We start from the raw sequence: 12,410 nt of genomic DNA, 5'->3' as shown, positions 1-12,410 counted from the left end.
TTTAGCCCATCTTTTTTTCATGTGCAGCGAGTGCTGATATGCAACTAAAATTCCGCCTGGTTTAAGTTAAGTGACTTAACAATCTGATGTAGGATTTTGTCACGCATTTCACTTGAAAAATTAAAAAATGGTAATCCGCAAATTATGCAATCTAACTCACGGATGCCTTCCTGATTCAATTTCTTGAGTAAGTAGCTAGCGTTGGAATGGAAAATGCATTCCGGATAAATTGCTTTTAAGTGTTCTCTCATTTTTTTATTCCGCTCAAACAAAAGCACTTTTGTAGAATTCTTTAATTGTGATGTCATGAGACGTGTAATAGCACCTGTACCAGCTCCAAGCTCTGCAACGGCATTTACATTATGCCATTGTACAGACTGAACTATTTTATCGGCTAATAATGGCGAACTGGGTAGAATATTTCCTACCCGCTTTGGATCTTTGAGGAAGCCTTGTAAGAAAAGTAAGTATTCAGACATAATCAATTAGTAATCCTCTCCGAAAGGCAATCTCAGTTGGAATGTGAAGACGTCATGAGTGTGTTTAAGCGTTAAAGTACCCTTGTGCAACTCAGCAATATTCCTAGCTATCGAAAGACCAAGTCCTGCCCCGGTTTGAATTCCCTGACTTTTTCTTGAGTGGTCAACCTTATAAAATCGTTCAAATAGACGGTTTTCTTGATCCTGTGAGAGGGGAGTCCCTTTATTTTCAATCTCAATGGTACAGTGTTCAGAATCGGTTGTAATTCGTATGCTAATGCTTCCCGGGCTGATGGAATATTTTAAGGCGTTCATAAGTAGATTATCTATGGCTCTGGCTATTTTCTCACTGTCGATTAAGGTGATGATTGGACTCTTATCTATATCTTTTATAAGGTGGACATTGTTTTCTTGAGCGATCGGTTCGAATTCGAATAGCAATTGATTCAAAAGCTGCGACAAATCGATTCTCTCCAGATTTAAACGGGAGTCAGCCGAATTAAGTCGGGTATATTCAAACAAATCATCGAGGAGTTTCTTCAAATGAAGCGCCTTGTTATAGGTGTTTTGAATAAAACGTGTATATTCTTTTTTATCTTGGTACGATTCTGTACGTAAAAGCTCAATATACCCGATAATACTTGTAAGAGGGGTGCGTAAGTCGTGTGAAATCCCCGTGATCATCTCCATCTTGGATTTTTCTATTTCGCGTTCCTTGATGATCTGTTGCTCTAAGCGCTCTGCCATCCGGTTGATGTTCAAAGCCACCAGTCCTAGTTCATCTTGGCGAACAACATTTACCCGATAACTCAAATCACCTTCGGATATAATTTGAAGTCCTTGTTCCAGCGCAATTAAATCTTTGACGATTCGCCGGGTCAATGTAAAAAATGTAATAACGAAAATAATGAAAAACATCGGAGTAAGAAGGTAGGCAAGAAAATTGAACACCCAATCCAATTTTGTTGCATTTCCAAAATGAAAGAACAAGATGCTAAGTGAGGTATTTATCGCAATGGTAATTATGAAACTCAACACCATCCTGATTAAGATATTGGATTGAATGCGTTTATTTATTTGTAGATTTCGTATGATTTTAATCAACTTTGTAACCAACTCCCCAGACTGTCTTAATATACAGAGGTTCTCTTGGATTTTCCTCTAATTTTTCTCTTAAGTTACGAATATGAACCATTACGGTATTGTCAGAATATCCGTAAGGCTCTTTCCATACACTCTCGTAAATTTGCTCCGAACTATAAACTTGCCCAGGCCGGCTTGCAAGCAGGGTTAAAATCGCAAACTCTAGCGGAGTTAATGAAACTTCAATTCCATTTAACTTTACGGAATGTTTATTTTTATCTATGATCAGGTTTTTAATTATAAGCAGAGAGTTGAATTCTTCCTTTCCAACTAAGGACTGACGCCGTAACTGAGCTTTTACACGGGCCAGTAGTTCCAGTGGATTAAACGGTTTGATCATGTAATCGTCTGCCCCGGTAGTTAGACCTGTGATTTTATCAATGTCCTCTTGCTTGGCTGAGAGCATAATAATTGGGATATTTGATATTTCCCTAATTTTGAGACAGGCTGTGATACCGTCCATTTGAGGCATCATCACATCCAGGATAACCAGTTGAATGGATGTTGTTTGTATTGTACTCAACGCCTCTTGACCATCTGCAGCTTCAAGCACTTGGTAACCTTCATTTCTTAAGTAAACATGAATCACATCTCGAATTTCAGAATCATCATCTGCAACAAGAATAGTATTCAATGGACGCTGCCCCTCTTCTATATTTATTTTATTATGTTTCCCTTTTACGACAGACGTAGACGAAAGCGGGAGGGAAATTAAATGGCACATATTTTATTGTATCAATATTAAAATATCCGGAGAGTTGCTTCTTCATTTGAAGTGAATACTGAAAGGCGATAAATAATCCCTCAGGTTTAAGGGATTGGTAGATCTGTTCAACCAATGTATTTCTTAATTCGGGCTCAAAATTGAAAAAGGGCAGCCCACTAAAAATACAATCCAACTGATGAATATGTGAACTTTTAATTGTTTCTACTAAACTAGCAGCATTATGATAACAGGAAAAGTCCGGATAGCTTGTCTTCAGGTTATGCCTCATGGTTTTATCCATCTCAAATAGTAACACTTTCGTTGTACTAGTTACCTTAGTATTGATTACACGGGTGATTGCACCTGTACCTGATCCAAGTTCAGCGACTGCTTTAACTTCATGCCAAGGGGCTTGGTTAACCATGCTGTGTGCCAGAAACCGGGAACTCGGGGTAACACTGCCTACCTGTTTTGGATCATGAATAAAACTTCTTAAAAATAAGAGTTTTTCATTGAAGCTCATTTGGAATTCCTCCATAATTTTGGAATTGATCTAGATGTTTATTAATTTTGATAGGATGTGATCTCCAAAGTACGTTCCTACAAAAAAGAACAGTAAGGTCCAACTTAAAGCACTGGGATATGAAATAAGGGCAAATCGTTTATAGCTTGTACCGCTGAGCCCGATCAACATGGGAATGATGTAACGTACAACTGGAATAAACATGCCGATATACATAGCTGTACGCCCACGTTTTTTTAGAATCTGCTCTGCTTTTTTAAAATGTCTATTAGCTTCAAATTTGCACTTCAGCTTTTGCCCAAAGAATTTACCTGCAAAGTAGGCAACCGTAAAGGCCGTTAATAACCCTGACAAAATGCAGAAATAAGTCATCCAGAAATTGATAATCCCCATGTGGCTTAGGGTAGCTCCGGTGAGGATCGTAATTTCATTAGGAATTGGAATTCCAAAAGGGCCTAGCGTGAAAGCAAGATAAAAAATCAGATAACCATACTGATTGATTAGCTCTAAAATGGTATTACTGGCCAATATGCCACCTCCTTCGCTTACTTCAATACAGAAATCTTAACTAAAAAAACTGAGGAATTAGGTGGGGGAATTCTAAAGAAATCCTGAAGAGACTTACAATTCGATAGAATTAGCCAAGTATCAGTCCCACAGTCACAATAAAAAAGTCCTGAGGATCAAGAAACTCTTGATCCATCAGGACTTTTTACATAATGACCTACCCTTTCATCATCAAACGAAGCGAAACGATGATGAGAAAAACGGCTAATAGCTTTAGAAGCAGCTGGGCAGGAAGGCGTTTTGCCAGGCGTGCGCCAATTTGACCACCGATAATTGCGCCAGGTGCTAGGGCTAACACCATAAACCATTCAACATTCAATAAAAAGGCATGTGTTGTGGTGCTTACGATAGCTGACAGGAAAATTTGAAGCATAGAAGTTGCAACAGCGATATGGGGGGCAAAGCCGAGAAGTAAGGTCATTGTCGGAACCATAAGACTCCCGCCGCCAATCCCAAATAGGCTTGCTACAAAGCCAACAAGAAAACTGATGATTATGCCGGTAGGCATATGATAAGCATATTCGAAATGAGCACCGCTATTATCGGAAAAGCTTCGCTTCACGGTTGGTTTGAAAGGCCAATGGATGGGTTTGTTCGGCTTGAACAAGAGCAATAAAGCGACAAGGATTAAGAAAATACCGAAGCTTACGAAAAACATTCTCCCGCCCATTTGCTTGGTAAAGAGTGCACCTATTACTGAACCCGGAATCGAAACGGCGGCGAAGGTGAGCGCTGCTTGATAATCGATTCTCTTCTGCTTTGCGTACACATAAGTGCTTGAGATGGAGTTGAAAAGCAGCATCGCCATTGATGTTCCAGCCAGATGTGAAGGCTCCATATCAGGAAAAAGGAAAGCCAACGCAGGCACAACGATGAACCCGCCGCCAAGTCCGACCAATGAACCGGAAATGCCAGCTGCTAGCCCGATGACTAAGAGCAGTAAGTAAGTTAGCACAACAGCATGTTCCTTCCTCTGCGTGAATTCTACAATCATTTATCTTACCAGAAAAAACGTCCCGCAAATAAATTGTTTTTTAGCCAAATGCGCTGTTCTGCTGCTAAACGGGGATCATTGTCCATTTGGGACAGGATATCTTTTTTTACAAGTTTGCAGACGGATTGAACAATAGTTTGATCCAGGCTAGCATCTAACCAGAGAATTTCCGCAGACCGGGGATTAGGGGTGTATCGTTGCCAAGTAGGTTGTCCCTCAGCATTAGGATTACCGGTATATAAGAAATGCCGTAAATAGTCCCTCATTAGGGAAGAAAGCATGTTACGCCCAGGCTCGTTATGCTCGGAAATTACTCCCGCAGGGAATCTTTCCTGGACACCGGAAAAGTCACCTGTATAGAAGGGGATGTCTGCACCATGCGGGGCACCAATAAGAAAACGGATGTAGGGATCGATCACTCCGTCTCTTAACCCCCAGGCGAATCGGTAAGCATAAATCGGCATCTCTGGAATTGCGGTTAAAAATATCTCTGTAGTCTGCTCTACATTAAATTCTGCATACAGATCGCTCCCATATTGGACTGATGCTTCATAGAGCTTCTTTTCTTCCACATTTCCGGCTAACTCTTCATTTTGCACTAGGGAGAAGAAATGAGTATCCCATAAAGTGAACTCGGAGAATTCGCTGGCAGTGCTGCCTAGGATGATCGGCAGGCAAGGGTGATCGCGGTTATTTAGATTGTCGAAGCCACCAATAGGAATGACCGTGCCGTCTTCGATCAAATGAGGAAAAGCAGCCATCTGAAGCCCAGTCTCCCGAATGATTTCGACAAAGTGAAAGGCATTCTGACGATATAGGAAGTCGGAAATCTTATCCGCAGATTGTGTGGAAATCCATACTCGCGCCTCATCTTGAGTGCTGGCTATTCCTGTTTTTATTAATAACTCCGTTAAAATGTCGTCTGCTTTTTCTTCGCTTTGCTTCGTAGCAGCCGTTGTTAAACCTCCACTCATAATAAAGAGCTTATGAAAGAGCCCTCTGCCCAGCGGGGAAAGGTAAGCAGCTAATGCATTTCTTGCACCTGCAGACTGGCCCCCTAATGTTATATTTCCTGGATTCCCCCCAAAGCAAACAATGTTTTTGTGCAGCCACTTTAGCGCATGAAGAACATCGAGGAGACCGTAATTTCCCGAGTCATCCAAGGGGTCCCCGGTTCGGAGTGAGGGATGCCGGAAAAATCCCATTGCTCCTAAACGGTAGTTCACTGTAACCACTATACTATTTGTCTTACACGCCAATTCTCCACCTTGAAAATCCCGTCCCGAACCCCCAATATTTCCGCCGCCGTGGAGGAAGACGAATACGGGTAAGCCTGCCTCGGCATGATCCGGTCGCCAAATATTCAAAAAGAGGCAATCTTCACTGCCGCCAGGTTCCCCTTGAATGAATTGGACACTGTTATTCTTAAAATGGCTTGCAGGCAATACACCTGTCCAAGCTTTTATCTCACGTGGTGCCTTCCATCTGAGCTTATATATGGGGGGTTCCGCATAAGGAATTCCTAACCATGCGATCGCCCCAAGTTCTGGCAGACGTATGCCCTTAAGCTGACCGCTGGAGATTGTAATAATTTCTTTCATTGGTTCTCGTGTGCTCATTTATAGTTCCCCTTTCTCCTGCAGATTCTTATGTATTTTTAATTCTCTTTATTATAGTGTTCTGCTATGATGATGAAAAATATATTATTATATATAAAATACATAACTCTAAGGTTATAGAAGAGGGTGGTTTCGTTGGATTTACTTTCGCTTCGGTACTTTCAAACGGTTGCAAAGCTTGAGAATATGACCCGGGCTGCCGAAATACTCCAAATCTCACAGCCTGCTATAAGTAAAATGATCAAAAATCTTGAGGGCGAATTAAACGTCAAATTGTTTGATCGCACAGGAAAATACATTCGATTAAATGAATATGGAAAGCGGTTTCTTGTGAAAGTTGATTTAGCCCTACAAACGTTAGAGGAGGGGAAAACAGAGCTATTGGACTTGTCTGAGCGACCGACAGGAACTGTAGTGATTTTTATCCAGGCGGGTTCCTATTTGCTTCCGGATATGATCACATTATTTCGCCAGAAGTACCCGGAAGCTCAATTTAAGCTATTGCAGCAGGATCAGGAGATCTCACGTTATCCGGCTTTTGATTTGTGTATTTCTTCTACTCCGCTCAAGATTCCAGGAACAGCGTCCACACCGGTATTAACGGAAGAAATCATGCTGGCGGTTCCTAATGAGCACAGGCTCGCAACCCGAAAAAGTATACATCTGAATGAACTCGCGGAAGACGGCTTTATTAGTTTGAAAATAGGCAAGCAGCTGCGCGAAACGACGGATTCTCTATGTTACGCCGCCGGATTTGCTCCGCGTATCATTTATGAATGCGATGAGCCTTCGATGGTACGCAGTCTAGTCCGTTCGGGACTAGGGGTTTCTTTTATCCCCGCTGTAACTTGGGGTGGTTCTCAAGGATCCTCAGTGGTACTTCTTCCCATTGAAGAACCCATAAGTACCCGCACCATTGAAATCTCATGGTATACCAACCGATACATGACTAATGTCGCTAAAAAGTTCAAGGCCTTTGTTGAGGATTATTACAAGCAGTTAAAAGAAGACAAAATAAAAAAAGAGCCAATAAACCCTAAGGCTTAATTGACTCATTGTCAGCAACGCTAATCATTTAATCCCTTACCCTCAAGGATTTGCGGGATGAATTTTTCAATTCGTGATACGCGGGTTTTGGATTGTTTGGCTTGAGAAAAATGATAAATATATGCGTTTTGCCGTCCAGGCGTTAGGGCTTCAAAAGCAGTTTTCAAGCCAGGAAGTTCAGCGAATTTAGTCTGAAGCTCTTCAGGAATGAGGTAATCCTCTTTCTTTTTTAATTCGACTTCCAAACCCGCTTTTTCAACTTCTATGGCATTTTGAATGTAGGCTTTCAGAACAGCTTCCATTTCAACGATTTGTTGCACATTCGTAAACCGAATTTGGCGCGCTGCCTGCACATTTTCTGTTTGTTGAATTAGAATCCCATTGGGATCCTGTAACAAGGCACCTTTGTGAAAGAGAAGTGCACAATATTCTTTAAATCCATGAATTAATACTATGTTTTTATCATCAAATGTGTAACATGGATGCATCCACTTATAATCTTCGGTCAGCCCGCAATCAAGCACGATCGTTCTCAACTGCTCATATTCTTCCCTCCATTGTTTCGCTTTACTTAAGAATTTATCAACCCTAGGATTCAATTTATTATTTGTCATAAAAAACACCCATCTTCATCATAATTTTCAATACAATTTTATTATTTTTTTATGGAATGTACAGTCGTAATCTTCTGGGAATGGGCAACCTATGTTGTCTCCCGTTCGATCAGTTGGAACGATAGGGGCTGCAGCTCCATATCTAATCCAAGCAGGGTTGGAGCCAGCAGAAGAAAGGCGTTCTCCGCCTGTCCCGCAATCGGATTCCGAACAGTGGTAATTCCGAGTGTCTGTGACAGTTCCGAATTATCAAAACCAATGATGGCTAGATCACGGGGCACATCCAGCTGCTGTCTACGTGCTTCGCTCAGAACGCCCACCGCCACCAAATCATTGGAGCACAGAATGGCATCCGGCTGATCTGGTTGTCCTATTAGGGTTCGCACCAATTGCTCTCCGTCAGGGATTCCATAAATCGTGGAGTAATACCATTTCTCAACGATGGGAAGATTATATTTGGTCATGATTTGCTCATAAGCTAGTCGTCTACTCTGGGTATTTATGCTGCTTGGGCGGCCAAAAGCATTAGCGATACGCGTATAACCCCGCTCTATCAAATGCTCTAGAGCGAGTGCATATCCGTCATATTGGTTCATGGCAACTGACGGTATTTCAGGATGGTCCATGCGTTGCCAAGACACAATCGGGCCGTATTTGCAGTAGGAAGTTATGACATTTTTATCGTTAACAGCGGTCAGAATAAGCAGGGCGTCGACTCTTTTTTGTTTGAGATCCTCGAAGGCCTGAAGTTCCTTTTGCTTATCTCCACCGGTGGTATAAATAATCGTCTGGTACCCGTAACGGCCGGAGATTTCGACGAAGCTGTTCATGAAGCATAAAATAAGCTCGTTTAGGTCTAAGGTAATCATGCCGATTTGCTGGGTTTGGCCTTTGGATAAAGATATGGCATTCCGATTGGGAACATAGTCCGTCTCTTTCATAATGGCGAGAATTTTCTCCCTAGTTTCCTTGCTGACATGGGGAGAATCGTTCAGGACTCGGGATACCGTAGCTTTGGAAAAGCCCGACAGCTTAGCAATTTCGTCAAGTGTGGACATCGGCTTATCTCCTTTGCAAGATTAATCCTTGACATGTAACGCGTTCCAAGGTTTAGGATTCGGATTAGAGCAGTAAACCTATACTATCACAATAGCAAAGGCGGGAAGAAATATGAACTTACAATTTCCAGAAGGATTCCTATGGGGTGGGGCTGTAGCCGCTAACCAGCTTGAAGGGGCATATCAGGATGATGGCAAAGGCTGGTCTACCCAAGATGTCATGCCACATGGCATTAAGTCTGCGCCTACAGAAGTTCCTACCGACGATAACATGAAGTTGATTGGCATCGACTTCTATCACCGATATAAAGAAGATATTAAGCTGTTTGCGGAAATGGGCTTTAAAGTATTCCGGACGTCTATTGCCTGGTCCCGGATTTTCCCGAAAGGGGACGAGCTGGAGCCGAATGAACAAGGCCTGCAGTTCTACGATGATCTATTTGATGAGTGTCATAAATACGGCATTGAGCCGCTAGTTACTATCTCCCATTATGAGACCCCGCTGCATTTGGCACGAGAGTATGATGGATGGGTTAACCGTAAGATGGTGGATTTTTACGAGCGTTATGTGAGAACGATCTTTAATCGTTACAAGAATAAGGTTAAATACTGGCTGACCTTCAACGAGATCAATTCTATCCTAGAGTTCCCATTTATGAGCGGCGGAATCAATACTCCATTGGAGAAATTGAGTAAGCAGGATCTGTATCAGGCCATTCACCATGAGTTCATTGCAAGTGCTTTGGCGGTGAAGATCGGTCATGAGATCAATCCTGATTTCAAAATAGGCTGTATGGTGCTGAGCATGCCAATTTATCCGCTCACTCCGCATCCGGACGATTTGATCAAGGCGATGCAAAGCGATCACAAAAATATGTTTTTCGCGGATGTTCATAGCAGAGGTTACTATCCAGGATATATGAAACGGTTCTTTAAGGAAAATGGAATCCACATTCATTTTGAGCCAGGGGACGAAGAAATTCTGAAGCATACCGTGGATTTCATATCTTTCAGTTACTATATGAGCACATGTGAAACGGCCGATCCGGAGAAACAGATCAGAGGAGAAGGAAATCTGCTGGGCGGGGTAGCGAATCCATATCTGGAAGCGAGCGAATGGGGTTGGCAGATCGATCCGCAGGGCTTGCGTTATGTGATGAATATGTTCTATGACCGATACCAAAAACCGCTATTTATCGTGGAAAATGGCCTTGGCGCCGTCGATCAGCTGGTTGTAGACGGGAACGGTGAGAAGATAGTAAACGACGATTACCGGATCAATTATTTGCGAGATCATTTGGTTCAAGTAGCAGAAGCTATTGCCGATGGCGTGGAAGTTATGGGGTATACGAGCTGGGGCTGCATCGACTTGGTTAGCGCAACAAGCGCCGAGCTGAAGAAACGTTATGGCTTCATTTATGTAGATCGTCATGATGATGGTTCAGGTACACTGGAGAGATACCGTAAGAAGTCCTTCCACTGGTACAAAGAAGTAATCGAATCGAATGGACAAAGCCTGTTCTAATAAAAAGAGTCCTGGTAATCAAGATATTCTTGATCTATCAGGGCTTTTTTTGTTATCCAATATTATACAGACCCTGGTTTATTGTTGACATCATTAATTGAACATGTTAATTTGTAAATAATAAATTAATCGGATATCAGGATTGCTACTGCATAGCAGGCAAAACCTAAGTTTCATTTATGTTTACGGGGATAATCTCTCTCGTACATAGATGTGATTTAGGTTTTTTTGTGTTCCCTGATATCCGTGATTAATTGATCTGTTACAAAGGGGTGTATAAAAATGAGTTATGAACAGCTAAGTAAAGACATTATCCAATCTGTCGGTGGGGAGAAGAATATTAACAATGTGATTCATTGTGCCACGCGACTAAGATTCACACTTAATGATGAGCAAAAAGCTGATAAAGAAAATTTGGAGAAAATGAAAGGGATTATTGGGGTAGTTAGCAAAGGGGGACAGTTTCAAGTTATAGTGGGTACCCATGTTGCTGATGTGTATAAAGAAATTGCCAAATCCATATCCCCTAACAGTGACTCTGGCGAGAACAAGGTAAAGAAACCCATAGGGACTCTGATTTTTGATGTTATTTCCAGAAGCTTCTCGCCTCTGATTGGTGCTTTAGCAGGTGCGGGTATGTTGAAAGCGCTATTAACTGTACTGGCTTCGTTACATGTTCTAAGTGCGGATAGCGAAACTTATAAAGTATTAGCGGGCGCTAGTAATGCCGTGTTTTATTTTCTACCCATTTTCTTAGGGATTACGTTATCGATTAGGCTGGGCGTGAATGCTTATGTGGGTGGTAGTATCGGCGCGGCCTTACTTGAGCCTAATATTACGGGATTAGCAAGTGTTGAATCTCCACATTTTTTAGGTATTCCTTTAGTAATTTCGGACTATTCATCAAGCGTGTTTCCGATTTTTATCGCCATCTGTATATACGCTTTATTGGATAAGCAGCTAAGAAAGTTTATACACAAGGATTTGCAGATGTTCTTAGTCCCTATGATATGTTTGATTGTGATTGTACCGTTAACTATTTTAGCGTTCGGACCGTTTGGCGTGAATGTAGGGAATTTAATTGGAGACGCTATTTTGTTCCTCAGTACGAAAAGCGGTATTGTTACAGGGGCAATTGTGGGAATAGCTTGGACATATTTGACTGTCCTCGGATTGCACTGGGGACTTGTGCCAATTATTCTTGAGAACATTGCTAAGGGTGGAGATCCGATATATGCAATGGCCGGCATGGCCATCTTCGCTCAGCTGGGTGTAGCGTTGGGGATCTTCCTGAAAACAAAAGACAAACAGTTGAAAACATTGGCCGGCAGTACATTTATACCAGGCGCGCTTTCAGGTGTGACAGAACCTATTATTTACGGATTGCTGACTCGTTACAAACGGACTTTCATTTATGTAACTATTGCGGGCGGTGTAGGTGGAGCACTTAGTGGTCTTTTCAAAGTGAAGATGGAAGTATTCGCATTTGTGAGCGTATTAAGTCTTCCCGCATTCTCTCCGCTGGCCGTTCAAGCGATTATAGCAGGTGTGACCATTGTATTGGCTATGGTAATTACCATGGTATTTGGTTATGAAGATAAAAAGAAAGTGAATATTGTAGAAGAAAAAACGAATACTGAAAAAAGCGAGGTTATCCTTTCTCACGCCGTGAAAAGTTCAACCGTTGTAAGCCCTCTGGCTGGTAATGTAATCCCTTTAACCTCAGTAGATGATGCTGCCTTTGCTTCTGAAGCAATGGGCAAGGGGATTGCAATTGAACCCACAGAAGGCAAGCTTTATTCACCGGTAAGTGGAGTTGTATCCACTATTTTCAGAACAGGTCATTGTATTGCGGTAGTATCGGATGAGGGTGTTGAGGTCCTGATTCATATCGGTATAGAAACCGTGAAGCTAAAAGGTAAATACTTTGATGTGAAGGTGCAAGAAGGAGCAACAGTTACACAGGGTGACCTATTGATTGAATTTGATTTTGAACAAATAAAAAATGAAGGTTATCAATGCACAACGCCGATAATTATTACCAATACGGCTAATTATAGTGATGTGATTGGTACCAATAAAACAGCTATTACACCGGGTGAAGATCTGCTGACTGTTGTAGTGTGATCTATTGA

Annotated in this window: 12 protein-coding genes; 3 read left to right on the top strand and 9 right to left on the bottom strand. The window is 41.9% G+C overall.

All coding sequences use genetic code 11. The features are described 5' to 3' along the window. Positions 1-44: 44 nt before the first annotated feature. From MKZ16_RS27875 to MKZ16_RS27845, 7 genes are all read right to left on the bottom strand, one after another. Complete coding sequence (locus MKZ16_RS27875; RefSeq protein WP_339815018.1) at positions 45-479, bottom strand: phospholipid methyltransferase; 435 nt, start codon at positions 477-479, stop codon at positions 45-47. 6 nt (positions 480-485) lie between these two features. Then, positions 486-1,520: a HAMP domain-containing sensor histidine kinase gene (locus tag MKZ16_RS27870; protein ID WP_143759046.1), complete on the bottom strand. Its 1,035-nt coding sequence runs from the start codon at positions 1,518-1,520 to the stop codon at positions 486-488. A gap of 55 nt (positions 1,521-1,575) precedes the next feature. After that, positions 1,576-2,256 carry a response regulator transcription factor gene (locus tag MKZ16_RS27865; RefSeq protein ID WP_076104866.1) on the bottom strand — a complete coding sequence of 227 codons (681 nt, stop codon included), beginning with the start codon at positions 2,254-2,256 and terminating at the stop codon, positions 1,576-1,578. Between the two features lie 31 nt (positions 2,257-2,287). Beyond that, positions 2,288-2,851 (bottom strand): methyltransferase domain-containing protein, encoded by a 564-nt coding sequence (locus tag MKZ16_RS27860; RefSeq protein ID WP_076104867.1) that lies wholly within the window; start codon positions 2,849-2,851, stop codon positions 2,288-2,290. Positions 2,852-2,881: 30 nt separating this feature from the next. Continuing rightward, on the bottom strand, positions 2,882-3,379 hold the full coding sequence (locus MKZ16_RS27855; RefSeq protein ID WP_036685454.1) for a DedA family protein: 498 nt from the start codon (positions 3,377-3,379) through the stop codon (positions 2,882-2,884). Positions 3,380-3,575: 196 nt separating this feature from the next. Next, positions 3,576-4,412 (bottom strand): sulfite exporter TauE/SafE family protein, encoded by an 837-nt coding sequence (locus MKZ16_RS27850; protein ID WP_076104868.1) that lies wholly within the window; start codon positions 4,410-4,412, stop codon positions 3,576-3,578. Between the two features lie 5 nt (positions 4,413-4,417). Then, entirely contained in the window at positions 4,418-6,031 is a 1,614-nt protein-coding gene (locus MKZ16_RS27845) for a carboxylesterase family protein (RefSeq protein WP_076104869.1), read from the bottom strand. Positions 6,032-6,166: 135 nt separating this feature from the next. Between MKZ16_RS27845 and MKZ16_RS27840 the strand changes: the two genes are divergently transcribed. Continuing rightward, positions 6,167-7,078 carry a LysR family transcriptional regulator gene (locus MKZ16_RS27840; RefSeq protein WP_076104870.1) on the top strand — a complete coding sequence of 304 codons (912 nt, stop codon included), beginning with the start codon at positions 6,167-6,169 and terminating at the stop codon, positions 7,076-7,078. Between the two features lie 20 nt (positions 7,079-7,098). Here MKZ16_RS27840 and MKZ16_RS27835 read toward each other — a convergent pair whose 3' ends face one another. Together MKZ16_RS27835 and MKZ16_RS27830 are read right to left on the bottom strand one after the other, a co-directional pair. Then, positions 7,099-7,692 carry a YdeI family protein gene (locus tag MKZ16_RS27835; RefSeq protein ID WP_036685448.1) on the bottom strand — a complete coding sequence of 198 codons (594 nt, stop codon included), beginning with the start codon at positions 7,690-7,692 and terminating at the stop codon, positions 7,099-7,101. Positions 7,693-7,781: 89 nt separating this feature from the next. Further along, positions 7,782-8,750 (bottom strand): LacI family DNA-binding transcriptional regulator, encoded by a 969-nt coding sequence (locus tag MKZ16_RS27830; RefSeq protein WP_076104871.1) that lies wholly within the window; start codon positions 8,748-8,750, stop codon positions 7,782-7,784. A 112-nt stretch (positions 8,751-8,862) separates the two neighbouring features. On the opposite strand from MKZ16_RS27830, the gene ascB reads away from it, so the two are divergent. Next, on the top strand, positions 8,863-10,275 hold the full coding sequence (gene ascB / locus MKZ16_RS27825) for a 6-phospho-beta-glucosidase (protein WP_076104872.1): 1,413 nt from the start codon (positions 8,863-8,865) through the stop codon (positions 10,273-10,275). A gap of 282 nt (positions 10,276-10,557) precedes the next feature. Continuing rightward, positions 10,558-12,402 carry a beta-glucoside-specific PTS transporter subunit IIABC gene (locus MKZ16_RS27820; RefSeq protein ID WP_076104873.1) on the top strand — a complete coding sequence of 615 codons (1,845 nt, stop codon included), beginning with the start codon at positions 10,558-10,560 and terminating at the stop codon, positions 12,400-12,402. Positions 12,403-12,410: the final 8 nt, after the last annotated feature.

This window comes from Paenibacillus sp. FSL R5-0928, assembly GCF_037970385.1.
Classification (GTDB): domain Bacteria; phylum Bacillota; class Bacilli; order Paenibacillales; family Paenibacillaceae; genus Paenibacillus_AQ; species Paenibacillus_AQ odorifer.
Note: the sequence above shows the minus strand (reverse complement) of the source record. Positions and strands in the feature narration are given on the sequence as shown.

What these genes read in the sequence shown, in the direction of transcription:
- MKZ16_RS27875 (WP_339815018.1), bottom strand. Translation starts at nt 479, where the DNA reads ATGTCTGAATACTTACTTTTCTTACAAGGCTTCCTCAAAGATCCAAAG.
- MKZ16_RS27850 (WP_076104868.1), bottom strand. Translation starts at nt 4,412, where the DNA reads ATGATTGTAGAATTCACGCAGAGGAAGGAACATGCTGTTGTGCTAACT.
- MKZ16_RS27860 (WP_076104867.1), bottom strand. Translation starts at nt 2,851, where the DNA reads ATGAGCTTCAATGAAAAACTCTTATTTTTAAGAAGTTTTATTCATGAT.
- MKZ16_RS27870 (WP_143759046.1), bottom strand. Translation starts at nt 1,520, where the DNA reads ATGGTGTTGAGTTTCATAATTACCATTGCGATAAATACCTCACTTAGC.
- MKZ16_RS27820 (WP_076104873.1), top strand. Translation starts at nt 10,558, where the DNA reads ATGAGTTATGAACAGCTAAGTAAAGACATTATCCAATCTGTCGGTGGG.
- ascB (WP_076104872.1), top strand. Translation starts at nt 8,863, where the DNA reads ATGAACTTACAATTTCCAGAAGGATTCCTATGGGGTGGGGCTGTAGCC.
- MKZ16_RS27830 (WP_076104871.1), bottom strand. Translation starts at nt 8,750, where the DNA reads ATGTCCACACTTGACGAAATTGCTAAGCTGTCGGGCTTTTCCAAAGCT.
- MKZ16_RS27845 (WP_076104869.1), bottom strand. Translation starts at nt 6,031, where the DNA reads ATGAGCACACGAGAACCAATGAAAGAAATTATTACAATCTCCAGCGGT.
- MKZ16_RS27835 (WP_036685448.1), bottom strand. Translation starts at nt 7,692, where the DNA reads ATGACAAATAATAAATTGAATCCTAGGGTTGATAAATTCTTAAGTAAA.